At 71.9% G+C, this 26,477-nt stretch carries 27 protein-coding genes; 13 read left to right on the top strand and 14 right to left on the bottom strand.

Annotated features, from left to right (window positions below):
- Positions 1 to 162: 162 nt before the first annotated feature.
- From ACQPZF_RS01695 to ssd, 7 genes are all read right to left on the bottom strand, one after another.
- Positions 163 to 498, bottom strand: a complete 336-nt coding sequence (locus ACQPZF_RS01695) for an Rv3654c family TadE-like protein (protein ID WP_433267517.1) — start codon at positions 496 to 498, stop codon at positions 163 to 165.
- Complete coding sequence (locus ACQPZF_RS01690) at positions 488 to 1,012, bottom strand: TadE family type IV pilus minor pilin (protein ID WP_433267515.1); 525 nt, start codon at positions 1,010 to 1,012, stop codon at positions 488 to 490. Before ACQPZF_RS01690 ends, ACQPZF_RS01695 begins: the two co-directional genes overlap by 11 nt.
- Entirely contained in the window at positions 1,009 to 1,161 is a 153-nt protein-coding gene (locus tag ACQPZF_RS01685; protein WP_433267513.1) for a DUF4244 domain-containing protein, read from the bottom strand. The genes ACQPZF_RS01690 and ACQPZF_RS01685 overlap by 4 nt, the downstream gene beginning before the upstream one ends.
- A 35-nt stretch (positions 1,162 to 1,196) precedes the next feature.
- Positions 1,197 to 1,751 carry a type II secretion system F family protein gene (locus ACQPZF_RS01680; RefSeq protein ID WP_433267511.1) on the bottom strand — a complete coding sequence of 185 codons (555 nt, stop codon included), beginning with the start codon at positions 1,749 to 1,751 and terminating at the stop codon, positions 1,197 to 1,199.
- Positions 1,748 to 2,509 carry a type II secretion system F family protein gene (locus ACQPZF_RS01675; RefSeq protein ID WP_433267509.1) on the bottom strand — a complete coding sequence of 254 codons (762 nt, stop codon included), beginning with the start codon at positions 2,507 to 2,509 and terminating at the stop codon, positions 1,748 to 1,750. The genes ACQPZF_RS01680 and ACQPZF_RS01675 overlap by 4 nt, the downstream gene beginning before the upstream one ends.
- The gene (locus tag ACQPZF_RS01670) at positions 2,506 to 3,762 is read right to left on the bottom strand and encodes a TadA family conjugal transfer-associated ATPase (RefSeq protein ID WP_433267507.1); all 1,257 of its coding nucleotides are present in this window, start codon (positions 3,760 to 3,762) and stop codon (positions 2,506 to 2,508) included. The genes ACQPZF_RS01675 and ACQPZF_RS01670 overlap by 4 nt, the downstream gene beginning before the upstream one ends.
- A gap of 102 nt (positions 3,763 to 3,864) precedes the next feature.
- A complete protein-coding gene (gene ssd / locus ACQPZF_RS01665) occupies positions 3,865 to 4,962 on the bottom strand; it encodes a septum site-determining protein Ssd (RefSeq protein WP_433267505.1) in 1,098 nt (365 codons plus the stop codon).
- 474 nt (positions 4,963 to 5,436) lie between these two features.
- On the opposite strand from ssd, the gene ACQPZF_RS01660 reads away from it, so the two are divergent.
- The 6 genes from ACQPZF_RS01660 to ACQPZF_RS01635 all read left to right on the top strand — a co-directional run bounded on the left by ACQPZF_RS01660 (position 5,437) and on the right by ACQPZF_RS01635 (position 13,519).
- Positions 5,437 to 6,249 (top strand): HAD-IB family hydrolase, encoded by an 813-nt coding sequence (locus ACQPZF_RS01660; protein WP_433267503.1) that lies wholly within the window; start codon positions 5,437 to 5,439, stop codon positions 6,247 to 6,249.
- Between the two features lie 582 nt (positions 6,250 to 6,831).
- Positions 6,832 to 8,547: a glycoside hydrolase family 3 protein gene (locus ACQPZF_RS01655; protein ID WP_433267501.1), complete on the top strand. Its 1,716-nt coding sequence runs from the start codon at positions 6,832 to 6,834 to the stop codon at positions 8,545 to 8,547.
- Positions 8,544 to 9,794: an exo-beta-N-acetylmuramidase NamZ family protein gene (locus ACQPZF_RS01650; protein WP_433267499.1), complete on the top strand. Its 1,251-nt coding sequence runs from the start codon at positions 8,544 to 8,546 to the stop codon at positions 9,792 to 9,794. The genes ACQPZF_RS01655 and ACQPZF_RS01650 overlap by 4 nt, the downstream gene beginning before the upstream one ends.
- Positions 9,795 to 9,804: 10 nt before the next feature.
- Entirely contained in the window at positions 9,805 to 11,565 is a 1,761-nt protein-coding gene (locus ACQPZF_RS01645) for a serine hydrolase domain-containing protein (protein ID WP_433267497.1), read from the top strand.
- A 110-nt stretch (positions 11,566 to 11,675) separates the two neighbouring features.
- Positions 11,676 to 12,590 (top strand): MurR/RpiR family transcriptional regulator, encoded by a 915-nt coding sequence (locus ACQPZF_RS01640; RefSeq protein WP_433267495.1) that lies wholly within the window; start codon positions 11,676 to 11,678, stop codon positions 12,588 to 12,590.
- Complete coding sequence (locus ACQPZF_RS01635; RefSeq protein WP_433267493.1) at positions 12,587 to 13,519, top strand: N-acetylmuramic acid 6-phosphate etherase; 933 nt, start codon at positions 12,587 to 12,589, stop codon at positions 13,517 to 13,519. Before ACQPZF_RS01640 ends, ACQPZF_RS01635 begins: the two co-directional genes overlap by 4 nt.
- On the opposite strand, the gene ACQPZF_RS01630 is transcribed toward ACQPZF_RS01635, so the two are convergent.
- Entirely contained in the window at positions 13,488 to 13,937 is a 450-nt protein-coding gene (locus ACQPZF_RS01630) for an Lrp/AsnC family transcriptional regulator (protein WP_433267491.1), read from the bottom strand. The two genes, ACQPZF_RS01635 and ACQPZF_RS01630, sit on opposite strands and share 32 nt — an antisense overlap.
- A 107-nt stretch (positions 13,938 to 14,044) precedes the next feature.
- Between ACQPZF_RS01630 and ACQPZF_RS01625 the strand changes: the two genes are divergently transcribed.
- Complete coding sequence (locus ACQPZF_RS01625; RefSeq protein ID WP_433267489.1) at positions 14,045 to 14,860, top strand: tryptophan 2,3-dioxygenase; 816 nt, start codon at positions 14,045 to 14,047, stop codon at positions 14,858 to 14,860.
- A complete protein-coding gene (kynU, locus tag ACQPZF_RS01620) occupies positions 14,857 to 15,993 on the top strand; it encodes a kynureninase (protein WP_433267487.1) in 1,137 nt (378 codons plus the stop codon). Before ACQPZF_RS01625 ends, kynU begins: the two co-directional genes overlap by 4 nt.
- Here kynU and ACQPZF_RS01615 read toward each other — a convergent pair.
- Entirely contained in the window at positions 15,990 to 16,712 is a 723-nt protein-coding gene (locus tag ACQPZF_RS01615) for an oxidoreductase (RefSeq protein WP_433267485.1), read from the bottom strand. The genes kynU and ACQPZF_RS01615 overlap by 4 nt on opposite strands.
- 92 nt (positions 16,713 to 16,804) lie before the next feature.
- Between ACQPZF_RS01615 and ACQPZF_RS01610 the strand changes: the two genes are divergently transcribed.
- From ACQPZF_RS01610 to ACQPZF_RS01590, 5 genes are all read left to right on the top strand, one after another.
- Positions 16,805 to 17,374, top strand: a complete 570-nt coding sequence (locus tag ACQPZF_RS01610; RefSeq protein ID WP_433267483.1) for a GNAT family N-acetyltransferase — start codon at positions 16,805 to 16,807, stop codon at positions 17,372 to 17,374.
- Between the two features lie 204 nt (positions 17,375 to 17,578).
- Complete coding sequence (gene acs, locus ACQPZF_RS01605; protein WP_433267481.1) at positions 17,579 to 19,564, top strand: acetate--CoA ligase; 1,986 nt, start codon at positions 17,579 to 17,581, stop codon at positions 19,562 to 19,564.
- A 124-nt stretch (positions 19,565 to 19,688) separates the two neighbouring features.
- Positions 19,689 to 20,885 (top strand): Na+/H+ antiporter NhaA, encoded by a 1,197-nt coding sequence (nhaA, locus tag ACQPZF_RS01600; RefSeq protein WP_433267479.1) that lies wholly within the window; start codon positions 19,689 to 19,691, stop codon positions 20,883 to 20,885.
- Between the two features lie 41 nt (positions 20,886 to 20,926).
- A complete protein-coding gene (locus ACQPZF_RS01595; protein ID WP_433267477.1) occupies positions 20,927 to 21,406 on the top strand; it encodes a phage holin family protein in 480 nt (159 codons plus the stop codon).
- 8 nt (positions 21,407 to 21,414) lie between these two features.
- Positions 21,415 to 22,344 (top strand): alpha/beta fold hydrolase, encoded by a 930-nt coding sequence (locus ACQPZF_RS01590; protein WP_433267475.1) that lies wholly within the window; start codon positions 21,415 to 21,417, stop codon positions 22,342 to 22,344.
- Here ACQPZF_RS01590 and ACQPZF_RS01585 read toward each other — a convergent pair.
- From ACQPZF_RS01585 to nth, 5 genes are read right to left on the bottom strand one after another with little or no spacing between them, the layout of a single operon-like run.
- Positions 22,313 to 23,059, bottom strand: a complete 747-nt coding sequence (locus ACQPZF_RS01585; RefSeq protein ID WP_433267473.1) for a methyltransferase domain-containing protein — start codon at positions 23,057 to 23,059, stop codon at positions 22,313 to 22,315. The two genes, ACQPZF_RS01590 and ACQPZF_RS01585, sit on opposite strands and share 32 nt — an antisense overlap.
- A 37-nt stretch (positions 23,060 to 23,096) precedes the next feature.
- Positions 23,097 to 24,284 carry a MarP family serine protease gene (locus tag ACQPZF_RS01580; RefSeq protein WP_433267471.1) on the bottom strand — a complete coding sequence of 396 codons (1,188 nt, stop codon included), beginning with the start codon at positions 24,282 to 24,284 and terminating at the stop codon, positions 23,097 to 23,099.
- 16 nt (positions 24,285 to 24,300) lie between these two features.
- On the bottom strand, positions 24,301 to 24,963 hold the full coding sequence (locus ACQPZF_RS01575) for an NUDIX hydrolase (protein ID WP_433267469.1): 663 nt from the start codon (positions 24,961 to 24,963) through the stop codon (positions 24,301 to 24,303).
- Positions 24,960 to 25,559, bottom strand: coding sequence for a TlpA family protein disulfide reductase (locus ACQPZF_RS01570; protein ID WP_433267467.1), 600 nt, complete (start codon positions 25,557 to 25,559; stop codon positions 24,960 to 24,962). The genes ACQPZF_RS01575 and ACQPZF_RS01570 overlap by 4 nt, the downstream gene beginning before the upstream one ends.
- A complete protein-coding gene (gene nth / locus ACQPZF_RS01565) occupies positions 25,556 to 26,326 on the bottom strand; it encodes an endonuclease III (protein WP_433267466.1) in 771 nt (256 codons plus the stop codon). The genes ACQPZF_RS01570 and nth overlap by 4 nt, the downstream gene beginning before the upstream one ends.
- Positions 26,327 to 26,477: the final 151 nt, after the last annotated feature.

Here is a 26,477-nt window from a genome sequence, read left to right as displayed (position 1 = left end):
CGACAACTGGTAGGTACGGAACGGCGAACGCCTGTCCGCCGGACGGCCGACAGAACGCCGTAGTTCCCGTTGACCGACGACGAAGCCGCAACCAGCGGGCATGTGAGTCCGCTCACCGCCGACAGGTGACCGTTCGTCGCGGAACCCAGAGGCGAACACCTTTCACCCTTCACCCGCGCCGGCCCGAGCACGCGCGCTGGGCGCACCGAACACCGAACCGGGACCACTCACCTCGACCACCACCTCCCACCCGGACACGTCACAAGCCACCAACTCCCCACCCATCCGCCCGGCGACCCAAGCGGCCCGACCACAAGCCTCCTGACTCCCGCCGACCAACCACCCCGCCGCCGCAACCGCCGCGAGATCAGCGGTCGCCGCGGCCCGATGCCGGGCGATCACCACCTCCCCGAGCCGAACCCCGAACACGACCAGCGAACACAGCACACCCACCACCGCGACGGCCACGACCGTCGCCGCTCCACGGTCATCCCTCATCGGCAACACGCCGCTCGACGCCAGCGACCGGCCGACCCTCGACGGCAACACGCCGATCAGCGGCAGCGGGCGGCCGACCCTCGACGGCAATACGCCGCTCGGCGGCAGCGGGCGCCTGTCCCGCGTCGGCGACGCCCGGCTCAAGCACGGCGTAGGCCCGCGCCCGGAGGTCGACCAAGCCCCGCCGAGCGGCGACCTCGACCCGCGCCGTGTCACCGTCCCGGTGGACAACCAGTTCGGCGCCCGCCGGAGCGATCGCCGCCACCGCCGCCGGAGCCCGCGCCGAGTCCCCGCGCGCGACCAGCCGAGCGGCTTCCCGAGCGGCGTCCGTGCACCGGAGCTGACCGACCACCGTCAGAATCACCTCGGCCCCGAGCACGACGAAGGCGAGCACCCCGCAGATAGCCAAGGCCGCCTCGACCGTCACCGCACCGCGGTCCCCACCTCTGGACAACACGCGGCCGGGCCGATCTTCCTTCGCTGCCTGGGCATCCGGCGGGTCGCCGGTGGTCACGTGTCCACCGCGAGGGCTCGTTGGAGAAGTCCTCGCAGCAGTTCCGACACCCAGTCGCCGCCGAGCATGACCAGCAGCACGGTCGCGAGTCCGGCCGCCGCCAAGGTGCCGATGGCGTACTCGGCGGTCGTCATTCCTTTGTCGTTCATGATGTTCTCCCCTTTCAGTCCATTGTGGATAGTTGTCACCAGCCCGCGCTGACCTGTCCGGCCAACCCGATCACGACGGGCAGGACGCCCAGGCACAGGAACGCGGGCAGGAAGCACAGCGCCAGCGGTCCGGCCACCAACACGGCCGCCCGCTGCGCACGGGACTCCGACTGGTCGGCGAGGTGTGAGCGGAGGTCCGCCGCCAAGTCGGCCACCGCCCCCGCCAGAGCCGCTCCGGATCTCGCGCTGCGTCGGGCGGCACGAGCCAGCGGCGCGGTGTCGGGGTGGTTCAGGGCAGCCGTCCACGCCGTCTGCGTGTCCGCGCCCAAAGCCAGCAGGTCGCCGACTTTGCGCAGGTGCTCAGCCGGTCCCGGCGGGACACCGGCCAGCACCGCCCGGACCGCCGTCGCCACCGGCAGGCCGGCGCGGAGGGTGGCGGCCAGCAGGTCCCAGGCCGCCGGGAGCGCGAACGGGTCCGGCGGAGGCGGCTTGGTTTCGGGCGGACGTTCCCGGGCTGCGTACAGCCGGTCGATCACCGGTCGCCGTGGCGGGTAGACCAAGAGGGCCGCCGCCAGCAGGAGCAGGCTCATGCGGTCACCCGCCTCGTGAGGTGGGCGCTCCAGCGCAGGCCCGCGCAGATCAGCACGGCGCCCACGACCAGCAGGACTTGGCCGACCGCGGTGGAGGTCAGCACGTCCAACGGCCCCGAGCCGGTCAGCTCGCCCAGCAGCACACCGAACACCGGCAACGCCGCCAGCACCGCCGCACTGGCTCGCGGACCCGCCATGCGGGCGTGGAACTGGTGGGCGAACCTGGTGCGCTGTCTCAGGTCCTGCCGGACCTCCTCCAGGACTTCCGCCAGCGGCACGCCGTGCTCGCTGGACAGCCGCCAGGCCCGCGCCAGGTGACGGGCGTCGGTGTGGGCCAGGGCTGTCTCGACGTTGCCGCCCCGCGCCGACGTCGCCGCGATGGTCTGGAGAACCTCCGTGGCCGGCGGCTCCGCGTCCTGGGCCGCGCTGACCGCCGCCTGCGCCGGGTGCGCGCCGGCACGCAGTTCGGCGACGAACGCCGAGAGGCCTTCGGTGATCGCGGTGGTGGCGGCGAGGTGGTCTCGCTCCTTTCTCCGGTCTCTGCGGGCATGCCACACCGTCATGGCGGTCAACGCGCCGGCGATCGACCCGCCGACACCGAATGTCAGTCCGAGTGCGGCCCCCAGCAGGATGACGGTCAGTTGATGGGGACGGCGTAGGTGAAGCCGTCGGCGTTGCCTGCCCTGCAACGCTTTCAGCCGCTTGACCACCGAGGGCGGCAGGGCCAGCAGAGCCGCCGCCAGCAGGAGAAGGCTCATGGCCCACCTGCCGAAGCGGCGCCTGACCCACCCGCCAGAGCCGCACCCGTCGCACCCGGCGAGGCAACGCCTGGTCCACCCGCCAGAGCCGCACCCGGCGAGGCAACGCTTGGCCCACCTGCCGAGGCGGCGGCGATCAGGCCCTTCAGGGCCTCGCCCGCCGGCTGCCACCCGCCGTCCCGCCGCCACGCCGTCCGGACCAGCAGGGTGTCGTGCCGTCGTTCGAACACACCGATCTCGGCGAGGTAGCGACCGCTGCCCTCCCCGCGCCGCATGTGCAGCACCACTTTGACGGCGGCGGCCAGTTGGCTGTGCAGCGCACGCCGGTCCAACCCGCCCAACGCCGCCAGGGCTTCGAGCCGGGCAGGCACCTCGGCGGGCGAGTTGGCGTGCAACGTGCCCGCGCCGCCGTCGTGGCCGGTGTTGAACGCGGTGAGCAGATCGACCACCTCCGCACCCCGCACCTCGCCGACGACGATCCGGTCCGGCCGCATGCGGAGGGCTTGCCGAACCAGGTCCCGGACCGTGATCCGGCCGACGCCTTCGACGTTCGCGCCGCGTGCGATCAGGCGGACGAACTGCGGATGGTCGGGCTGGAGTTCGCCCGCGTCCTCCACGCAGACCACGCGCTGGTCGTGCGGCACACAGCCGAGGAGGGCGGCGAGCAGGGTCGTCTTGCCCGAGCCCGTGCCCCCGACCACCAGGAACGCCAGCCTGGCCCGCACGATGGCCCGCAGGAGCCGGGCCGTCGCCCGGTCGAACGTCTCGCACAACTCCAGCGCCGTCATGTCGTGCGCGGTGGGCCGGAGGATGCGCAGGGACAGGCACGTCGACGGGACGATCGGCGGCAGGACGGCATGCAGGCGCACGGAGCCCGGCAGCCAGCCGTCGACGTAGGGCATCGCGTCGTCCAACCGCCGACCCGCTTCGACCGCGAGCCGCTGCGCGAGGCGGCGGACGGCGAGTTCGTCGGCGAACACGACATCGGTGCGCCTCAGGCCCTCGGTGCCGTCGACCCACACCTGGTCCGGGCCGGTGACCAGGACATCGGTGTTGGCGGGGTCGCGCAACAACGGCTCAAGCAGGCCCGCGCCGTCGAACTCCTGCTGCAACAAGGTCAACGCCCGCTGGAGGTCTTCCTGGCAGACCACCCCACCGGCTTCGCTCCGCACGACCGCCGCGACGGACGCCGTGGTGAGGTCGATGCTCCCGTCCGCCAAGCGCTGGCGCACCCGCTCCACCAATTCGATCACGGCGCGCCTCCCCACCGCGAAGCGCCTTTGGCCGCAAGCGTTTTCCGGTGGGAGACAATTTCGCACCGTGGCCGTGGGCAACGACGAAGTTGCACGTTCACGTCACCCATGGCTTGTCTCTTTCGGGTGAAGTGCCTTCAGGGCCAAGCGGTTTTGGGCGTGAAGCACCGCCAGGACCTGCCGGGCGGTTGCCGCCAGGGGACCGTGAACCGGGAAGCGGCCGTGGTCCAAGGCGGCCCCCAAACGGCGTTCGGGGCGCATCGTGGTCAGCAGGGGAACGCCTACGGCCTTCGCCGCTTGGCGGGCGTGGATGCCGGTGGTCGTGGGGCCTCGTACTACGGCGTGCACGGTGATGCCCCGATCTGTCACCTGATCGGCTACTCGTCTGGCCGCCGCGCACGCCCGCAGCCTGGCGGGCACGACCAGGACCGCCAGGTCCGAGCGGTCCAGGGCGGCGCCGGCGGCCGGAGTGAGCTGCCGTGGCACGTCGCAGATCACGGTCTCCCCCGCGCGCCTGCCCGCGTCGACCACCGCCGCTACCGCCTGAGGGGTCGGGTCCGGGCCGTTCCGGGCACAGGACAGGAAGGTCAGCCGCCCTTGGCCCTTGGTACGGGACGGCAGGGCGGCCCGGAGCTCGGACACCGGCACCCGGCCGCCGGTCAGGTTCAGGTCCGGCCAGCGCTTGCCCGCCTCGTGCTCCGCGCCGAGCGCCAGGTCCAGGCCGCCGCCCAGCGGATCGCAGTCGACCAGCAGGCCCCGGCCGCCGGTCGTCAGGACCGCCTGGCCCACGGCCGCCGCCAGGACGGAGGCGCCCGCGCCGCCGCACCCGCCCAGCACGGACAGCACCCGGCCGTCGCCGGGCGGGCTCTCCACGAGGTCCGACAGGGCCTCCTGGAGGGTGGACCGGGCGGCCGGCAGTTCGATCACCTGGGCCACGCCCAGTTCCACCGCCGCCGGCCAGGTCTCCGGACCCGGCGGACCGGTGGCGACCAGCAGCACGCCCGGCCGGCGGGGCAGGGCTTCGTGGACGCACGATGCCGCAGCTCCGGCGTCCAGGACCACCGCCGGGGCGGTGTGCCAGCGGGCGCGCAGGGCGGGCACGTCGGGGACTCGTTCCACCTCGCAGCCGGCGACGGCCGCGGCGTTCAGCACCTCGTCCAGCAGGTGGGTCTCGGCCACCATGGCCAGCAGTCGGTTCACCGCTCCTCCTCGAAAGTTCACGTTGGGTGGCACCCACGTTCCCGAGTGGTGAGCAACGCCACAACCGTGATTGATCGAGTTGTGGACAACTTTGAGCCTGTGGACAACTCGAAGCCGCGAATCGGCGGTTCCCCGAGGAGGCAGGGCCGGGCGCGGAAGATGGCGCGCGAGGGCCCGGCGATGGGGGCAAGACAGGGGTGGGTATCGGGGATAGTTTTTCGAAACCGACCCCGGACATGGGACGACCCCCGCCAGGGGGGAGGGACGGGGGTCGTCATTGGTTCAGTCCCGGGGGGTCGGACTGAACCTGTCCGGTCGAGCCGGACCCGTCTACTGTATCCCCACGGGCCAGGGTCATGCGTGTCTTCCGTTAGAGGGACACGGAAAATTCGGTAGACCGCATCACTGTGAGTTCGTAAAGCTGCGAATGACGGCCGCCCTCCGGCCCGTCCGGGCCGCCCTTAAGCTGGACCGGTGACCGAGCACGCCACCGAAGGCAACCGAGTCGCCGCGTTCTTCGACCTGGACAAGACGGTCATCGCCAAGTCGAGCACGCTGGCGTTCAGCAGGCCCTTCTTCCAAGAAGGCTTGATCAACCGGCGTGCGGTGCTCAAGAGCGCCTATGCGCAGTTCGTCTTCATGCTGGCCGGCGCGGACGCCGACCAGATGGACCGGATGCGCTCGCACATCACCGCGCTGTGCGAGGGCTGGGACGTCGAGCAGGTGCGCTCGATCGTCGACGAGACCCTGCACGACATCGTGGATCCTTTGGTCTACAAGGAGGCCACGCAGCTCATCACCGACCACAAGACCGAGGGCCACGACGTGGTCGTGGTCTCCGCGTCCGGCGAGGAGCTGGTCGCGCCCATCTCGACCATGGTCGGCGCGACGCACAGCGTGGGCACCCGAATGGTCGTCTCGGAGGGCCGCTACTCCGGTGAGGTGGACTTCTACTGCGCGGGCGAGAACAAGGCCGTCGCGGCCAAGCAGCTCGCCGACGAGCACGACTACGACCTGACCAACTGCTACGCGTACTCCGACTCGATCACCGACCTGCCGCTGCTGGAGGCCGTCGGGCACCCCACGGTCGTCAACCCGGACCGCGCGCTGCGCAAGATCGCCGCCCAGCGCGGCTGGCCGGTGCTGACGTTCTCCGACCCGGTGTCGCTGCGGGCCCGGATCCCCCGTCCGTCGGGCACGGCGGTGGCGGTCACCGCGATCGGGCTGGGCGCGGCGACGGCCGCCGGGGTCGCCTGGTACGGCCTGCGTCGGCGCCGTCGGAGCTGATTCACCCGCCGCCGTGCCCCGGTCAGCGGTACAGCGGCGGCGAACACATCGAAAACGGTGTCACACAAGGACTTCCGCTACTGACGGTCGCTTGACCGGTGCACCCCATCGAGCCCTTGCTGTCGCCGCTCCCACGCACTACAAAGGAAGTGCGGACCTCGGGTTGGCCAGGGACGGAGCGGAAGAGAAGCACCGTTCACCCCGACAGAGCTCCGTGCGCGGGCTTCGAGCACCCACGCGCAGCACGCCGCGGGAGGCTTGTCGTCTAGGGACTGCGTACTGGGACGCCGGACGCCGAGTCCAGGTTTACGACACGAGTTGCACGCTTGGTAACTCGAAAGTCCGCGCTGCTGGCCGTGCCCCCCACTCGCTGGGGGGCACGGCCTGTTTCATGCGACGCCCTCTCCCGGCGAGGACCCTGAGCAGGACCGCCCGATCGGGTGACCGGCGCGAACCAGGGATTGTCGGTGCTCCTCCGCACAATGCCTACACAACGCAACCCGTTGACCCGTCCCTGTGACGTGGGTAACTTGCCGAATAGGTCCACCAAGTGGTGGGAGATTGCCAAGTGAGGAGGACACCGTGCTCCGTCCGCTCGTCGCCGCAGCCGTGGTCGCGGCGTCCTTCGCCGTGCCGCCCGCCACCGCCGCGCCTGAGCACCCGCCTCCGCAGCAGGCGATCACCGCGCTGGTCCGGGGCATGCCCCTGGAGCAGAAGGTGGGCCAGCTCTTCGTGACCTACGTCAACGGCCAGGCCGCGGACGAGGTCCACCCCGGCAACCAGCGCGACTTCGGCGTCGGCACCCCGGCCGAGGTGGTCTCCAAGTACCAGCCCGGCGGCGTCATCTACTTCAACAACTCCACCCGCGACAACATCGACACCCCGCGCCAGATCGCCGCCCTGTCCAACGGCCTCCAGCGCGCGAGCCGCATCCCGCTGGCCGTGTCCACCGACCAGGAGATGGGCCTGGTGACCCGGATCGGCGCGCCCGCCACCCAGTTCCCCGGCAACATGGCGCTCGGCGCGGGCCGCAGCACGCAGGACGCCGAGCAGGCCGCCGCCATCACCGCCCGGGAGCTGCGGGCGATGGGCATCAACCAGAACTTCGCGCCGGACGCGGACGTCAACTCCAACCCGGCCAACCCGGTGATCGGCGTCCGCTCCTACTCCAGCGACCCGCCACTGGCCGCCGAGCTGACCGCCGCCCAGGTCCGCGGCTACCAGCAGCGCTTCCTGTCCCACACGGCCGTCTCGGCCGCCGCCAAGCACTTCCCCGGCCACGGCGACACGGACGAGGACAGCCACACCACGCTGCCGCGGGTCGACCGGAGCGTGGAGCAGTGGCGCGAGGTCGACGCCCCGCCGTTCCGGGCCGCCATCGCCGCCGGCATCGACTCGATCATGACCGCGCACATCCGGATGCCGCGGATCGACCCGTCCGGCGAGCCCGCGACGCTGTCCAAACCCGTCCTGGACCTGCTGCGGAAGGAACTGGGCTACGACGGCGTGGTGATCACCGACTCGCTGGCCATGGCGGGCGTCCGGCAGTTGCACCCGGACGCCGAGATCCCGGTGCTGGCGCTGAAGGCGGGCGTCGACCAACTGCTGATGCCGGTCGACCTCGGGCTCGCGATCGACAGCGTGGTGGCCGCCGTGCGCAGTGGTGAGCTGACCGAGCAGCGGATCGACCAGAGCGTGCTCCGCGTGCTGCGGATGAAGTTCCTGCGGGGCATGCTGACCAGTCCTCACGTGGACGAGGGCAAGGTCGACTCCAGCGTCGGCACCCCGGAGAACACGGCCGCCGCCAGGGCGATCACCGATCGCACGGTCACCGTCGTGCGGAACCAGGCCCTCCCGTTGCGGACGAAGCCGACCGCCGCGCTGGTCACCGGTTGGGGCGAGACGTCCACGCGAACACTCGCGGGTCTGCTCGACGGCACCGCTCTGCCCACCGGCAGCGCGCCCGACGAGGCGCGGATCGCGGCGGCCGTGCAGGGCGCCGGGGCCGCGGACCTGGTGGTCGTGCTGACCAACGCGCTGTCCGGGCAGCCCGCCCAGCAGGCCCTGCTGACGAGGCTGCTGGAGACCGGCAAGCCGGTGGTCGCGGTGGCCGTGCAGAACCCTTACGACGTGGCGCACACGGCCGCGCCGAACTGGTTGGCGACGTACTCGTCCGGTGTGGGCTCGATGGAGTCGGTGGCCAAGGTGATCACCGGCGAGGCGCAGCCCCAGGGCAAGCTGCCGGTCGCGGTGCCCGGCCCGACCCCGTACCCGTTCGGCCACGGGGTGACCTGGTGACCGCGGTGGCCCGCCGGGGCGTCGGACGCAGGCAACTGCTCGTCGGCACGGCGCTGGCCGTGCCGACCCTCACGGTCACGCCGGCGGCGCGAGGCGATCGGAAGCTCGCCACCGGGGCGGAGATCGCGGCGGCCGGCGGGTGGCGGCTGCTCCACGGCCGCAAGGTCGGCGTGGTGACGAACCCGACCGGCGTCTTACGGGACCAGACGCACATCGTGGACTCGATGGTGGCGGCCGGGCGTGTGCCGAAGGCGGCGTTCGGGCCCGAGCACGGGTTCCGCGGCACGGCCCAGGCGGGTGGGTCGGAGGGCGACTACCTGGACCCGCGCACGGGCGTCCCGGTCTACGACGCCTATGGCGCGAACGCCGCGAAGCTCGCGGGCATGTTCGCCAAAGCGGGCGTCGACACGGTGGTGTTCGACATCGCGGACGTGGGCGCGCGCTTCTACACCTACATCTGGACCATGTACACGGCGATGCAGGCCGCCGCCGCGGCCGAGGCCGAGTTCCTGGTGCTCGACCGGCCGAACCCGATCGGTGGCGGCGCGCGCGGTCCGCAGCTCGACCCGGCCTATGCGACCGGTGTCGGGCGGAAACCGATCGTGCAGCAGCACGGCATGACGGTCGGCGAGCTGGCGGCGCTGTTCAACGGCGAGTTCCTGCCGTCGGACGGCGGACGGGTGGCCCTGCGCACGGTGTGGGCGCAGGGCTGGCGGCGCGGCGACCTGGACACGGGTCTGCCCTGGGTTCCGCCGAGCCCGAACATGCCGACGCGTGACACGGCGCTGGTGTATCCGGGCACGTGCCTGTTCGAGGGGACGGTGCTCTCCGAGGGGCGGGGCACCACCCGACCGTTCGAGACGGTGGGCGCGCCGGGCGTCGACTGGCGGTGGGCGGAGGAGCTGAACGCGCTGGGGCTGCCGGGCGTGCGGTTCCGGGAGGCTCATTTCACGCCGACGTTCGGCAAGTTCACCGGCCAGGCCTGTGGTGGGGTGGCCCTGCATGTCACCCGACCCGGTGAATTCGACGCGATCCGGGCGGCCGTGGCGATGATCGTGACGGCGCGGGCGCGCTACCCGCAGGTGTTCGGGTGGCGGCCGGACTTCTGGATCGACAAGCTCACCGGCTCGGACCGGCTGCGCCGGATGGTCGACGCGGGCGCGGGGGCCGACGAGGTGGTCGCGGCCTGGAGCCAGGAGCTGGCCGACTTCGACCGCCTCCGCCGCCGCTACCTGGGCTACCGGTGAGGGAGTGACCGTGCGCACCCTGCTGACCGCCACCGCCCTGACCGTCACCGCCCTGCTCGCCGCCGCCGGCCTCGTCACCGCCCCTGCCGCCACCGCCGGCCCCGCCTGGGCCGCCCCGGCACCCGACGACACCGCACGAACCGAGGTCGACGCGGACACCGACACCGACACAGCGCGGCACGACCGGCACCGCGGCAGGTTCGACCTGCCTCGCCGTGGCTGGGCGGACGACGTGCTGAGATCGGGTACACCGGAGCGCGTGGGACTCGACACCGGGCCGATCGACGCCGCACTCGACCAAGTGCGCCGCCACACCGTGCCGGACGCGACGGGCCACCCGTTGTTCGCGGGCGCGGTCACCCTGCTCGCCCACGACGGCGTGATCACCAACCACGCCGCGACCGGGTGGGCGGTCCGCTACGCCGACGCCGCGGGCACCGAGCTGCCCGCTGATCAACGAGTCCCGATGCGCCAGGACACGATCTTCGACCTGGCGTCGGTCTCGAAGCTGTTCACGTCGATCGTCGTCATGCGCGAACAGGAGCGCGGCGCCCTCGACCTGGACGCTCCCGTCGCCCGCTACCTGCCGGAGTTCGGCGTCAACGGCAAAGCCGCGATCACCGTCCGCCAGCTCCTCACCCACACCTCCGGCCTGGAGCCGTGGCTGCCGCTCTGGTCGCACTACCCGGACATCCCGTCCCGGATCAAAGCCGTGCTGGACGTCGCCCCGAAGAGCCCGCCGGGCACCGCCTACGCCTACTCCGACCTCAACCTGATCACGCTCGGCGTCCTCGCCCGACGGCTCACCGGCAAGCCGCTGGACGTGCTGGTCCGCGAGGGCATCACCGACCCGCTGCGCCTCGCCGACACCGGCTACAACCCGCCGAAGAGCAAGCTCCACCGGATCGCCGCGACCGAGTTCCAGGGCGCGCGCGGCATGATCCGGGGCGAGGTGCACGACGAGAACGCCTGGTCGCTGGGCGGGGTCTCGGGTCACGCCGGCGTCTTCTCCACCGCGAGCGACCTCGCCGTCCTCGGCCAGACCATCCTCAACGGCGGCAGCTACCGCGACCGGCGCATCCTGCGGCCGGAGACGGTCGAGCTGATGCTGACCGACTTCAACCAGGGCTTCCCCGGCAACTCGCACGGCCTCGGCTTCGAGCTGGACCAGCGCTGGTACATGGGCGCGCTGACGTCCCCGAGGACCGCCGGCCACACCGGCTACACGGGCACCGCGCTGGTGCTCGACCCGCTGTCCGACTCGATCGCCATCCTGCTCACCAACCGGGTCCACCCGAGCCGGGACTGGGGATCGATCAACCCCGCCCGCCGCGCCGTCGCGAACGGGCTGGCGCGGGCGCTGAAGGTGCAGCCCAGGGGCGGCCCGACCGCGTGGGCGCCGGTCGCCGCCGGCGGCACGCTCACCACGAAGGACCTGGCGCGGCGCACCGAGCGCCAGCGGCTGGAGTTCAGCGTCTTCGTCGACCTGGACCCGGGCGACAAGGTCGTCGTGCAGGCCGGTAACGACGGGGCCGGCTGGCGCGACCTGAAGACGTTGACCGGTTACGGCGAACGCCGCTGGGAACGCGTGGACCTCGTCACGGAGTCGGCGACCAACTACCGCTGGCTGTACGTGCCGGGAAACGGGCACGGCGGGCGCGGTGTCCACGTCGACGCCGTGCGCGTCTCCGACGCCCGCGGCGTGCTGGTCGACGCGGAGCGCGATCCGGCGGCGTTGCGCGCCGAAGGGTGGCATTCGGTCACCCGGTAGTGAGCTTTTGGCCGAATACCTGAGGCCACCAGGTGGGATTCGACCACGGTTGGGGTGACATCCAGGCCCGACGCGTTGATTTTCCGTTGGACGGTTAGTAAGTTTCCCACGTGTCCACCGACAGCTCCGACGCCAGCCCCCTCGTCAAGATCCGGTCCCTCCTGCCCGGCCTCGCCCGTGCGGAGCAACGGGTCGCCAAGGTCGTGCTGGACAGCCCGGCGACCGTCGCCCACCGCAGCATCACCGAGGTCGCCGAGGCCGCCGGCACCAGCGAGACCACGGTGACCCGGTTCTGCAAGGCCATCGGCGTCGGCGGCTACCCGGAGCTGCGCATCGCGCTGGCCGCCGACACCGCCCGCACGGCCGCGCGCACCGACCGGGACCTGGGTGGCGACATCGGGCCGGGCGACGACCTGCGCCAGGTCGTCGGCAAGGTGGCGTTCGCCGACGCCCGCGCGGTCGAGGAGACCGCCGAGCAGCTCAACGTCGAAACGCTCCAGCAGGTCGTCGAAGCGGTCGCGGGCGCGCGGCGGGTGGACGTCTACGGCTTCGGCGCGAGCGCGTTCGTCGCCTTCGACCTCCAGCAGAAACTTCACCGCATCGGGCGAACCTGCTTCGCTTGGAACGACACCCACATCGCGCTCACCTCGGCCGCCGTCCTCACCGCCGCCGACGTCGCCGTGGGCATCTCGCACACCGGCTCCACCTCCGAGACGGTGGAGGCGCTGCGGGTGGCCAAGGACCACGGCGCGACCACGGTGGCGCTGACGAACTTCCCGCGCTCACCGATCAGCGAGGTCGCCGATCACGTGCTGACCACCGCCGCGCGCGAGACCACGTTCCGCTCCGGCGCGATGGCCAGCCGGATCGCGCAGCTCACCGTCATCGACTGCCTGTTCATCGGCGTCGCGCAGAGGCACGTGGAGAGCGCCAAGACCGCCCTCGAAGCCACCTACGACGCGGTGTCCGGCCACCGCCTCGGCGCGCGGCCGGACGGCCGGCGCCGTCGGGAGGCCGGTAAATGACGCCGCCCCGGCACGATGTCGCGGTCCGGGTCGAGTCGCCCACGGAGGCCCGCAACCCCCGGACCGAGGACATCGACCGGCTGTCCACGCTGGACGTGCTGCGGCTGATCAACACCGAGGACCGGCAGGTGCCCGACGCCGTCGCGGCCGTGCTGCCGGAGCTGGCGCGGGCCGCCGACCTGGCGGTGGGCGCGCTGCGCGCGGGCAACCGGGTGCACTACGTGGGCGCGGGCACGTCCGGCCGGCTGGCCACGCTGGACGCCGCCGAGCTGCCGCCGACCTTCAACGCGCCGCCGGACTGGTTCCTCGCCCACCACGCGGGCGGGTCGGAAGCCCTGGTCAAGGCCGTGGAGGACGTGGAGGACGAAGCCGCCGGCGGCGCCGCGCAGATCCGCCTGCACGCCGCGGCGGGCGATGTCGTGCTCGGTCTGACCGCCTCGGGCCGCACGCCGTTCGTGGTCGCCGCGCTGGAACAGGCCCGCTCGATGGGCGCCCGCACCGTCCTGGTGTCGAACAACCCGACCGCGCCCCCGGTCGAGGTGGACGTGCTGATCGCGGTCGACACCGGCCCGGAGGCGATCGCGGGCTCGACCCGGATGAAGGCGGGCACGTCCCAGAAGCTGGTGCTCACGGCCTTCTCGACGGCCGTGATGGTCCGCCTGGGCCGCACCTACTCGAACCTGATGGTGTCCATGCGCGCCACCAACGCCAAGCTGCGTGGCCGCACGGTCCGCATCCTGCGCGAGGCGACGGGGCTGGCCGAGGTCGAGTGCACGACCGCCCTGGCCGCCGCGGGCGGCGACCTGAAGGTGGCGCTGGTGCACCTGCTCGCCGACGTGCCGGCCACCCGGGCCGCCGAGGCGCTGGACGCGTCCCAGGGCCACGTCCGGCACGCGCTCACCCGGCTAGCACCGGGCGCCACGGGATAGGCGTCGACAGCACCATCGCCGACGACGTCTCCCCGTACCCGGCCAGCCGCACCAGCAGCCGTTCCAGCTCGGTGATCGACGTGGTCACCACCTTGACCACGGAACAGATGTCCCCGGTCAGCCGCACCACCTCCACCACCTCGGGGCAGTCGTCCAGCAGCTCCGGGTGCACGGTGATGCACCGGGGCCCGTAGCACTTCATCCGCACCAGGGCGACCACGGACCGCCCCACCGCCGTGGGGTCGACGGCCGCCCGGTACCCGGTGATCACCCCGGCGTTCTCCAGCCGTCGCACCCGCTGCGCCACGGTCGGCGGCGACACGTGCACCCGCCGCGCCAGCTCGTTGTACGACAGCCGCGCGTCCTCCTGCAACGCCTCCAGCAGGGCCCAGTCCACGCCGTCCAGCTCTACGCTCACGAACCGAAAGCTATCCGCCGATTCGATTTATGACCACAAGAAGTTCCACCTCGATCACCCGCCGACGCCCATTCAGATCACCCGAAACCGCGACCATGATAGAAGTCATGGACTGCCCGGTCGCACCCAAACTGGACTTCGGCGGCACGACGCCCTACGAGGACTACGTGCACGCCTCCGTGCTGCACTCGTTGCAGCAGCAGTGGTCCCAGGACCCGCGCGAGATGTCGTTCCTGGTGATCACGCAGGTCATGGAGCTGTACTTCGGCCTGCTGTGCTTCGAATGGCGTCAAGCCCAGCAGGAGCTGCGCGCCGACGACCTGCGCGCCGCCGTCCGCACCCTGAAGCGCAGCGACTTGCACATGCAGGCCCTGAACGCGGCATGGCGGCCGATCGCCCGGATGACCCCGGCCGAGTTCAACTCGTTCCGCGACGCACTCGGCGAGGGCTCCGGCTTCCAGTCCGGCCGCTACCGCGAGGTGGAGTTCCTGCTCGGCGAGAAGTCCCGGTCCATGCTGGTCCCGCACCGCGCCGTGCCCGGCCAGCACGACGCCCTGGAGGCCCTGCTCCACGAGCCGAGCCTGTACGACGACGTGCTCGCCGCCCTGCACCGCCGAGGCCTCCCGATCCCCGCCGACGTGCTCGACCGCGACGTCGCCGAGCCGTACGAGCCGAGCACCGAGGTCGAGCGGGTGTGGACGGACATCTACCGCGAAGGCTCCCGTGACCTGCTGGAACTCGGTGAAGCGCTGACCGACATCGCGGAGGAGTTCGCCCGCTGGCGCTACGACCACCTGCTCGCCACCCGTCGTTCGATGGGCGCGAAGGTCGGCACCGGCGGCTCGGCCGGGGTCGCGTGGCTGGAGAAGCGCACGCAGCGCTCCGTCTTCCCGGAGCTGTGGACGGCAAGGAGCTACGTGTGACCCCGAAGGCGCACCCGGACCCGTTGGCCCACATCCGCGACCTGTTCGACCTGGACGACGACGTCGTCTACCTGGACGGCAACTCGCTGGGCGCGCCGCCGAAGAACGTGGCCGAACGCGTCCACGACGTCGTCACCCGACAGTGGGGCAGGCGGCTGATCCGCAGTTGGTCCGAGGGCTGGTGGGAGGCCCCGGAACGGGTCGGCGACCGGATCGGCAGGCTGGTCGGGGCGGCGCCCGGCCAGGTGGTCGTGGCCGACTCGACCAGCGTGAACCTGTTCAAGGCCCTGATGGCGGCGGTCCGCGGCACCGGTCGCGCGGAGATCGTGGTGGACGCGGGCACGTTCCCCACCGACGGTTACATCGCCCGGTCGGTGGCCGAGCTGACCGGCCTGGCCCTGCGCCCGGCCGACCCGGACCACCTGGACCTGGACGGCACGACGGCCGTCGTGCTGCTCAACCACGTCGACTACCGGACCGGCCGCCTGCTGGACATGGCGAAGCTGACCGAGCAGGTCCACGCGGTGGGCGCGCAGGTCGTCTGGGACCTCTGCCACAGCGCAGGCGTCCTGCCGATCGAGCTGGACAGGCTGAACGTGGACCTCGCCGTCGGCTGCACGTACAAGTTCCTCAACGGCGGCCCCGGCTCCCCCGCGTTCCTCTACGTCCCGACCGACGCCCAACCCCGGTTCCACCAGCCCCTGACCGGGTGGACCGGCCACCAGGCCCCGTTCGCGATGAGCCCCGACTACACGCCCGACCCCGGCGTGTCACGGGCCCGCGCGGGCACGCCGGACATCATCTCCATGCTGGCCCTGGACGCGGCGCTGGACGTCTGGGACCAGGTCGACCTGCGGGACGTCCGCGCCAAGGGCCTGGCGCTCACCGCGCACTTCCGCGACCTGGTGGCGGACCTGCCCGGCATCGAGGTGATCACCCCGGACGACGAGTGGCGCGGCCACCAGGTCTCGCTGCGCCACCCGGACGCGGCCACCCTCATGCGGCGGCTGGTCGAGCGCCGGGTCATCGGCGACCACCGCCCGCCGGACGTGCTCCGGTTCGGTTTCGCGCCGCTGTACAACACGTTCGAGGAGGCGGAGCGCGCCGCGACGACGTTGAAGGAACTGCTCTAGCCGGCGGCGTCCGCGATGCTCCGCGCCTCGCGGGCGCCCGCCTGCAACGCCTCGCACCAGAACAGGATCCACTTCGCCACGCCCTCGGGCTCCCCGGTGGAGAAGCCGTGCAGCGCGGCGCTGTAGTCGTTCTGCCGCCGCAGGCACGACACCTCGGGCACGCCCAGCGACTTGGGGTCGAGCCCGGTCGCGATGGACGCCAGCCGGGACGCCGCCCGCGCCACCACGCCGTTCGCGGTGGGGAACGGGGCCAGCGACATCAGCTCGCCGTGCACCACGGCCACCAGCAGCGGTCCGGGCACGGACGTCCCGCCGGTCACCAGCCCGGCCAGCAGGCCCAGCCGCTCGGAGATGCCCGGCGCCACCCGCGGTCGTCCCGGCTCCGCGCCCAGGTCCGCGCCGGCCAGCACGTGCAGCCGCGCCAGCGCCTGCAACGGGGCCCGCTGCCAGGTCGGGAAGACCACGCCCAGCGCCTCGGCCACCCGCAGCGACCCCGCCAGCACCGGATCGGACACCGACCCGTCCTCCGGGATCTCCGTCGGCCCGCCGTCCAGGGCCGCCGACGCCCGCGCGGCCCGCACCGAGGCCTCGGCGGCGGTGGTGGCCCAGCCACGCAGGTTCACCCGGTGCCGGTGCACCTGGAACACGGCGTCACGGGCGGACTGGACGGCGTCGGCCACACCGGGCAGGTCCAGCAGCGGGGCAAGCGGATCGGTCACGCCGCAGCACACTACCCGCCGGTAAGTGGCTATCTCAAACAACTCGGAATTGGCCATTCAGAAGAGCCACTACGCCACCTAACGTCGCCCGCATGACCTGGTACGACCGTCCCATCCTCATCGGCGGGCACGTCCGCCTCGAACCGCTCAGCGTCGACCACGCCGAAGGCCTGCTCGCCGCGGGCAAGGACCCGGACATCTGGACGTGGCTGGGCGTCCGGCAGCCGCAGACCCTGTCCGAGGCCCGCACCATGGTCGAGAACACGCTCGCCGACCCGACCCGCCGGGCATGGGCGCAGCTCGACCCGGTCACGGGCGAGGTCGCGGGCACCACGTCGTACTACGAGATCGACCCCGGGCACCGCGGCCTCTACATCGGTCACACCTGGATCGGCGCGCGCTGGCAGCGCACCGCGCTCAACCGCGCCGCCAAGCTCCTCCTGCTCACCCGGGCGTTCGAAGTCCTCGGGGCGCACCGCGTCGGCTGGCACACCGACGCCCGCAACGAGCGGTCACAGCGTGCGATCGAACGGCTCGGCGCGACGCGCGAGGGCGTGCTGCGCGCGCACCGCGTCCGACCGGACGGAACGCTGCGCGACACGGTCGTCTACTCGATGACCGCCGCCGAGTGGCCGGCCGCGAAGGCCGCGCTCACGGCGTGAGCCTGGTCACGAATAGGGCCTTTGGTCGCACGGGTTGTGTCATTCAGCGGGATCACCATGGTCAGCGGGCCCCGAGCCGGGTTACACAGTTACCCACGTGTTTCGAACCCGTTCGAAATTGGTCTGAACCTTTTGGTGCGCAGTGAGCTGAACCGCACTACCGTCGCAGTGCGCACCCCACGGATTGGAGGAGGTCCTCCCACCATGACCCAGCCGCACGCCCAGGGACCGGCCCTGGACAACCTGCTCACCGAGAACCGGACGTTCCCGCCGAGCGAGGAGTTCGCCGCTCAGGCCAACGCGACCTCGGCGCTGTACGAGGAGGCGAGTGCCGACCGCGAGGCGTTCTGGGCGAAGCAGGCCGAGCGGCTGGCGTGGGACACCAAGTGGACCCGGGTCCTGGACTGGTCGAACGCGCCGTTCGCCCAGTGGTTCGTCGGCGGCAAGCTCAACGTCGCCTACAACTGCGTCGACCGGCACGTCGAGTCCGGCCACGGCGACCAGGTCGCCATCCACTGGGAGGGCGAGCCCGGCGACAGCCGCGCCATCACCTACGCCGAACTCCAGCGCGAGGTCTCCAAGACGGCGAACGCCCTGGTCGAACTGGGTGTCGGCGCCGAGGACCGGGTCGCCATCTACATGCCGATGGTGCCCGAGGCGATCTTCTCCATGCTCGCCTGCGCCCGGCTCGGCGCGCTGCACAGCGTCGTGTTCGGCGGCTTCTCCGCCGAAGCCCTGCGCACCCGCATCGAGGACTCCCAGGCCAAGCTCGTCATCACCACCGACGGCCAGTACCGGCGCGGCAAGCCGGCGGCCCTCAAGCCCGCCGTGGACGAGGCCGTGGCCAACGCCGCGAGCATCGAGCACGTGCTGGTCGTGAAGCGCACGAACACCGACGTCGAGTGGACCGAAGGCCGCGACCTCTGGTGGGACGACCTGGTGGACAGGCAGTCCGACCAGCACACCCCGGAGGCGTTCGACTCCGAGCACCCGCTGTTCATCCTCTACACGTCCGGCACGACGGGGAACCCGAAGGGCATCCTGCACACGTCCGGCGGTTTCCTGACCCAGGTCTCGTACACGCACTACAACGTGTTCGACCTCAAGCCGGACACCGACGTGTACTGGTGCACCGCCGACATCGGCTGGGTCACCGGCCACAGCTACATCGTGTACGGCCCGCTGTCCAACCGCGTCACGCAGGTCGTCTACGAGGGCACGCCGAACACCCCGCACGAGGGCCGGCACTGGGAGATCGTGCAGAAGTACGGCGTGTCGATCTACTACACCGCGCCCACGCTGATCCGCACCTTCATGAAGTGGGGCGCGGACATCCCCGCCAAGTACGACCTCTCCAGCCTGCGCGTGCTGGGCAGCGTCGGCGAGCCGATCAACCCCGAGGCGTGGATCTGGTACCGGGAGCACGTCGGCGCGGGCCAGGCACCCATCGTGGACACCTGGTGGCAGACCGAGACCGGCGCGATCATGATCTCGCCGCTGCCCGGTGCGACGTCCACCAAGCCCGGCTCGGCGCAGCGCCCGCTGCCCGGCATCGGCGCGAAGGTCGTGGACGACCAGGGCAACGAGGTGCCGCCCGGCGGTGGCGGCTACCTGGTGCTGGACGAGCCGTGGCCGTCGATGCTGCGCGGCATCTGGGGCGACGAGGCGCGCTACCGCGACACGTACTGGTCGCGGTTCGGCGAGCAGGGCTACTACTTCGCCGGCGACGGGGCCAAGTACGACGACGACGGCGACATCTGGCTGCTCGGCCGGGTGGACGACGTGATGAACGTGTCCGGCCACCGGATCTCCACCACCGAGGTCGAGTCGGCGCTGGTGTCGCACCCGACCGTGGCGGAGGCGGCGGTCGTCGGCGCGACCGACCCGACCACCGGCCAGGGCATCGTCGCCTTCGTCATCCTGCGCGGCGGGGTGGCCGCGGGCTCCGACGGCGCGGAGGCGATCAAGGCGCTGCGCGACCACGTGGCCAAGGAGATCGGCCCGATCGCGAAGCCGCGCCAGATCCTGGTCGTGCCGGAGCTGCCGAAGACCCGCTCGGGCAAGATCATGCGGCGGCTGCTGCGGGACGTGGCGGAGAACCGGCAGATCGGCGACGTCACGACGCTCGCGGACTCGTCCGTGATGGACCTCATCTCCAGCGGCCTGAAGTCGGGCTCCGCGGAGGACTGAGCACGTCAGCGCGGGTGCCACTCTCCGGAGTGGCACCCGCGTGCGTTAGCATTCCGACAAGGTGAGCCGGGAAGTCTGGTCGGCACGAGGATGTTGTCGTAGCCGACCCACCGGGAGTCACACCTTGAGCAGCAAGCGTCAGGCCGTCGCGGAATTCGCCCGTTACCTGCGCACCGAGACCGTCGGTGGCATGGTGCTGCTCGCGGCCACCGCGGTGGCGCTGATCTGGGTGAATTCGCCGTTCGGCGAGACCTACACGGCGTTGCGGGACTTCCGGGTCGGACCCGCGTCGCTGCACCTCGACCTCAGCGTCGGCGACTGGGCCAAGGACGGCCTGCTCGCCGTCTTCTTCTTCGTCGCCGGGCTGGAGCTCAAGCGCGAGCTGGTGATCGGCGAGCTGAACAACTTCAAGGCCGCGATCCTGCCCGTGGTGGCGGCCGTCGGCGGCATGGTCGTGCCCGCTCTGGTCGCGTTGGGCGTCGGATGGGGCGAGCCGGGCATCGAACGGGCGTGGGCCATCCCGGTGGCGACGGACATCGCGTTCGCGCTGGGTGTCCTGGCGATCACGGCGTCCGGCCTGCCGAGCAGCCTGCGGGTGTTCCTGCTCAGCCTCGCCGTGGTGGACGACCTGGGCGCGATCGTCCTCATCGCGGTGCTGTTCACGGCGCAGTTCGACGTCCTGGCGGCGCTCGTGGCCGTCGCCCTGCTCGGGCTGTACGCGTTCCTCCAGCACCGGCGGGTCACGACGCCGTGGTTGTACGTGCCGATCGCGCTCGGCACCTGGGCCGCGGTGCACGCGGCGGGCATCCACGCCACCATCGCGGGCGTCGCGCTGGCCCTGCTGACCCGCGTGCGCAAGGACCACTACGAGCACGAAGCGCCCGCGTTGCGCCTGGAGCACCGGTTGCAGCCCTGGTCGGCCGGGGTGGCGGTGCCGGTGTTCGCGCTGTTCGCGGCCGGGGTGCCGGTGAACGGGGAGGTGCTCGGGTCGCTGTTCGGGGACAGGCTGGCGCTCGGGGTCATCCTCGGACTCGTGGTGGGCAAGCTGGTCGGGATCGTCGGCGCGTCGGCGCTGGCCGTGTTGCTGAAGGCGGCGGTGTGGCCGAGCGGCGCGGGACCGCGGGACATCGTGGCGGTCGCGATGCTCGGCGGCGTCGGGTTCACCGTCAGCCTGCTGATCTCCGACCTGGCGTTGGACGGGCAGGCCGCCGAACAGGCGAAAGCGGCCGTGCTGCTGGCGTCGATGACGGCCTCGCTGCTCGCGGCGGTGTTGTTGATCCGGCGCAGCCGGGTCCACCAGCGCGCGGACGAAGAGACCTGATACCGCCAGTCGAACGGCCTCGCTCGAACGTGCATGGCACGATGAGCAGCGTGACCAGCGCTCGGGAGAACACCAACGGCAGCGGACTGCCACCTGTTCCGTCGATCCCGTTGACCGCGGAGAGCGCGGCGAAGATCGCGGAGGAAACGTCCGTCGGGGGCTTGGTCCGCGACGCGACCGCGCACCTGTCCACGTTGGTCAGGGCTGAGGTCGAGCTGGCCAAGTCGGAGATCGCCGGCGAGGTGAAGAAGGGCGTCAAGGGCAGCGTCTACTTCATCGTGGCGCTCACCGTGCTGCTGTTCAGCTCGTTCTTCTTTTTCTTCTTCGGCGCCGAGCTGCTGGACGTGTGGCTGCCGCGCTGGTCGGCGTTCCTGATCGTGTTCGGGCTCATGCTGCTGACCGCGGTCGGGTTCGCGTTCCTGGGCTACCGCAAGGTGAAGAAGCTGCGCGCGCCCCAGCGGACGATCGACTCGGCCAGGGACACCGTCGCGGCGCTCCGACACCGCGGCGACGGGTCCTGAGCCGCGCCGTGCGGCTGCCGGACCCGTCCACCGCCCGGGTCGCCGGACCCTGGGCCCACAAGGACGTGTCCGCGAACGGCATCCGCCTGCACGTGGCCGAACTGGGCGACGGCCCGCTCGTGCTCCTGCTGCACGGTTTCCCCGAGTTCTGGTGGACCTGGCGGCACCAGGTGGTGGCGCTCGCCGAGGCCGGGTACCGGGCGGTGGCGGTCGACCTGCGCGGTTACGGCGACTCGGACAAACCCCCGCGCGGCTACGACGGCTTCACGCTGGCGGGTGACGTCGCGGGCCTGGTGAAGGCCCTCGGCGCGTCCCGCGCGCACATCGTCGGGCACGCCTGGGGCGGGCTGCTGGCGTGGACGGTCGCCGCCATGCACCCGCGCGTGGTCGACTCGGTCACCGCCGTGTCCGCACCGCACCCGCTGGCCCTCCGCCGGGCGATCCGACAGCGCCCTCGCGGCCAGGGACGGGCCAGCGCGTACGTGTTCCGCTTCCAGCTTCCGGTGTTCCCCGAACGCAAGCTGACCGCCGACGACGGCGCGGCCGTGGCACGCATGCTCACCGCGTGGAGCGGTCCGAAGTGGACCGTCTCGCCGGAGTTCGACGAGGTCGTGCGCCGCAACCGCGAGGCGATGCTGGTGCCGGGCGTCGCGCACTCGGCCCTGGAGTACCACCGCTGGGCGGTGCGCTCACAGCTTCGCGGCGACGGCCGCCGGTTCGCCGAGGCCGTCGACCGCCGCCTGGACGTGCCGGTGCTCCAGGTGCACGGAGCCCTGGACCCGGTGATGCTGGAGTCCACCGCGGCCGACTCGGGACGATGGGCGGGGCCTGGCTCGCAGTACCGCCGCCTCCCCGAGGTGGGGCACTTCCCGCATCAGGAGACGCCGCACACCACGAGCCGGATCATCACCGAGTTCCTGGCCGCAGCACAGCGGTGAACAGCATGAACGTGGCCAGGAACGGCCCGGACCGCAGCTCCCGCAGCCACTCGGCGGCCCGGTCCCCGGCTAGCTGACCGGCCCGCACGGCCCGCTCGGCGTTGCGGCTGAGCCCCAGCACCTCGTCGGCGGCCGGGAAGTCCCGGATCACCGGCGTGGTGACCTGCGGCTCCACGTCGAACCCGGCTGCCTCGGCCAGCCGCGCCACCCGCCGCCCGACGGTCGCGTCGCGCACCACGTGGTCGCAGACGAACTCCCGCACGGCCCGGTTGACCCGCACGTCGCCCGGGTCGACCGTGATCGTGTCCCAGTCGGGTTGGGCGACCACCACGATCCCGTCCGCCCGGACGACCCGCCGCAACTCGGCGAACACCGCCTCCGGGTCGGCGACGTAGTGCAGCACCCGGTCCACCCGGGCCCGGTCGATCATCGCGTCCGCCACGGGCAACGCCCGGGCGTCACCCAGGTGCACCGCGACGGCCGGGTACTCCTCGGTCCGCCGCCGGGCCTCGGCGACCATGAGCGGATCGGCGTCCACCCCGATCACCCACTCCGCCCCGGTCTCCGCGAGGTCGAGCAGGTCCGTCCCCGGTCCGCACCCGACATCCAGCACGGTGTGCCGGCGCCGCACGTCCAGCGCGGCCAGCAGCCGGGACTTGTACGCACGAGCGGATCCGTGCTGCGCCACCGTGTCCATGTACCTGATCGCGTCCACGGACACAGGCAAGCAGTCCGGTGTGGAGATTGTGTGATCAGGACGCGCAGGTTTGGGTCGAAGCCCGCCGCACCAGCGTGGGCGCCTTCGCCACCTCGTCCGCCACTTCCTGCGCGGTCAGCACGAAGCCGGTCTCCTGGTCGTCCACGGCCGCCCCGAACACGACGCCCATCACCCGCCCCTGCGGGTCGACCAACGGCCCACCGGAGTTGCCGCTGCGCACCTTCGCCCGCACCGTGTAGACGTCCCGCGTCACGGTCTGCGCGTCGTAGATGTCCGGCCCGCGCAGCATCCGGATACGTTCCCGCACCCGCGCCTCGGACGCCGTATACGGCCCGTCCAGCGGGTACCCGAGGACGATCCCGTCCTCGCCCTGCTGGATCTCGTCCGTCCGGAACGTCAACGGCGTCGCTTCGAGGTCCGGCACGGCGAGGATCGCGATGTCGGTCTGGGCGTCGTAGAGCACCACGGTCGCGTCGAACTGGCCGCGCCCGACCTCGACCGTCACCTCGGTGGTCCCGGCGACGACGTGCGCGTTCGTCATCACCCGCTCGGGCGAGACGACGAAGCCGGTGCCCTCCAGCGCCCGCGAGCACGACGGCGCGCGTCCACGCACCTTCAGCACCGACGGCCGCAGCTTCTGCACCACCGGGTTCGCCGACAGCGCCGGGTCCGGCGGGCCGACCTCCTTCAGCGGCGTCCGGTTGAACGGGTCCATCGCCGCCGGGAACCCCGACACGTCGAACAGGTTCTGCAGGTCCTGCGAGAGCGTGCGGGCCGCCTGCGGCATGGTCTCGTCGACCGTCGACAGGATCACCGACTGGTTCAGCGCCTTCGCCAGCGACGGCAGCCCGGCCACCATGGTCAGCGGCAGCGCGATCATCCACGCCACCACGAACACCACGGCGCCCTGCACGATCGCGCCCAGCGCGTTGTCCGCGCCGCGCAGCGGGCTGGAGTTCACCCGCGGCTTGATGATCCGCCCGACGTAGACGCCCAGCGTCTCGCCCAGCGCGACCAGGAGCACCACGATCCCGACCGCGAACACGACCTTGGTCACGACGTTCTCGAACTGGCCGACCACCAGCGGCGCGAGCTGGGTGCCCAGCACCAGCCCGATCAGCACCCCCACGAAGGCGGGCAGCGCCACGACCATGCCCTGCCGTGCGCCCGAGACCGCGGCGAAGGCCGCCAGCGCCAGCACCAGCAGGTCTACCCAGTTCACGCCGCCCAACCCTCCGTCACGTAGCGCGCAACGCTAGCTCAAGGTCGCGCACGTCGGTCGCATCCCACGGGCGTTCCCACCCGCCCAGCGAGAGCAGCCCGGCGAGCAGGCCCGCGGTGAAGCCCCACACCAACATGCCAGGCGCGGAGAACGCGGGGCCGGTGAACCCCGACGGGTGGGTGACCCGGAACCTGTTGGCCGGGTCCGCGAGGTGCGCGATCGGCACGCGCGCCACGGCGGCCGTCTCGGCCGGGTCCACGGGCGCGACCGGCGACGGCTCGTCCCAGTGCGCGAGCACCGGCGTGACGACGAACTTGGACACCGGGACGTACAGCTTGGGCAGCGTCGCCACCGGGCGGACGCCCTCGCGCAGCACGCCGGTCTCCTCGAACGCCTCGCGCAGTGCCGTGTCCACCGGCCCGTCGTCGGTCGGGTCCGCCGCACCGCCGGGGAACGCGACCTGCCCCGGATGCGACCCGAGGGTGTCCGAGCGCCTTAAGAGCAGCACGTCGGGCCCGTTGACGCCCTCGCCGAACAACATCAGCACGGCCGCCTGCCGACCCGAGCCGTCCGGCGGCGGGGAGACCCTGGTGAACGTGCGGGCGTCGATCTCGGCGGTGGCCTTGACCAGCCCGCTCATCCACTCGGGGACGTCCTCCGGGCTTACCAGCGCGCTCATCCGACCACCTCGCGCACCTGCTCCACGCTGGTCAGCACGCTGGGTTTGGTGATCTCGGTCAGCGAGCCGTCCGCGCCCACCAGGTAGCTCACCGGCAGCCGCGGCGGCGTGCGCACGGCCTTGCGCACCTCGTCCGGCTCGCTGAACACGGCCGGCAGGTGCACCCCGAGTTTCGCCAACAGCTCCAGCCCGTCCGCCTCCTTGCTGTCCACCAGCACCGCCAGCACCGGGACCGCGCCCGGCTGCTGGGCGTACGCGTCCAGCACCTTCAGTTCCTCTTGACAGGGAACGCACCAGGTCGCCCAGAAGTTCACCAGCGCCCGGCCGGGCAGCGCCGAGGCCGCCGTCACCCGCTCGCCGTCACCCAGGCACGTGACCTGGACGTCCCGCAACACCGCCGGACCGCCCTCGCCACGCGGACACGGCCGCAGGGCGGCCTGGTTGCGCAGCAGCAGCATGTCCTTCGGCGGACCGGTCTGGGCGTTCGGACGGTCCTCCGGCGGCGGCGCGTCGGACGGCGTGCGCGGCCACAACGCCACCACCCCGGCCACCGCCAGCACCAGGACGACGACCGCCCACCGCGCTCTCCGGCTCACGCCAGCTTCTCCCCCGCCCGCACGCGTTCGGCCAACGCGATCAGGTGCGGGGCCTCCTCGCCCTTGACCAGCTTCTCCGCCTTCACCGGGTCGACCTGCCCGATGCCGTAGGACGGGCACTGCGGAGCCAGCAGGCACGCGCCGCAGGCCGGCGTGCGGGCGTGGCAGACGCGGCGGCCGTGGAAGATCGTGCGGTGCGAGAGCAGCGTCCAGTCCCGGCGCTCGACCAGCGCCCCGACCGCGTGCTCGACCTTGACCGGGTCCTCCTCCTCGGTCCAGCCCCAGCGGCGGACCAGCCGGCCGAAGTGGGTGTCGACGGTGATGCCCGGCACACCGAAAGCGTCCCCGAGCACGACGTTCGCGGTCTTCCGCCCGACGCCGGGCAGCGTGACGAGATCCGTGAGCTTGCCGGGCACCTCACCGCCGAACCGCTCGACCAGGGCCGAGCCGAGGCCGATCAGGGACGTGGCCTTGTTCCGGTAGAAGCCGGTGGAGCGGATCAGCTCTTCCAGCTCGGTGCGGTCGGCGGACGCGTAGTCGGCCGCCTTGCGGTACCGCTGGAACAGGGCGGGCGTGACCTGGTTGACCCGGACGTCGGTGGTCTGCGCGGACAGGACGACCGCGACCAACAGCTCCAGCGGCGTGGTGAAGTCCAACTCGCAGTGGGCGTCGGGGTAACCCAACTGGAGGATTCGAACCATCCGCCGCGCCCGCCTGGTGAGGCCGAGCGGAGTCTCCGGCTTTTTCACCGTGCTGCGAGCCGCCATGTCAGCCAGGTTAGTGCGTGATGGCCGCTGCCTCGCAGACGGCGGGCTGGGCGAGTGAGGCTGGGCTGTTGGGGGTATGTGAAGTAGTGGGACGCAACCGGGAGTGGCGGTGTACGTCCCCTCATACAAGACGAGTCCCGACACGCCGGAG

This window comes from Actinosynnema sp. CS-041913, assembly GCF_050942485.1.
Classification (GTDB): Bacteria; Actinomycetota; Actinomycetes; order Mycobacteriales; family Pseudonocardiaceae; genus Actinosynnema.
Note: the sequence above shows the minus strand (reverse complement) of the source record. Positions and strands in the feature narration are given on the sequence as shown.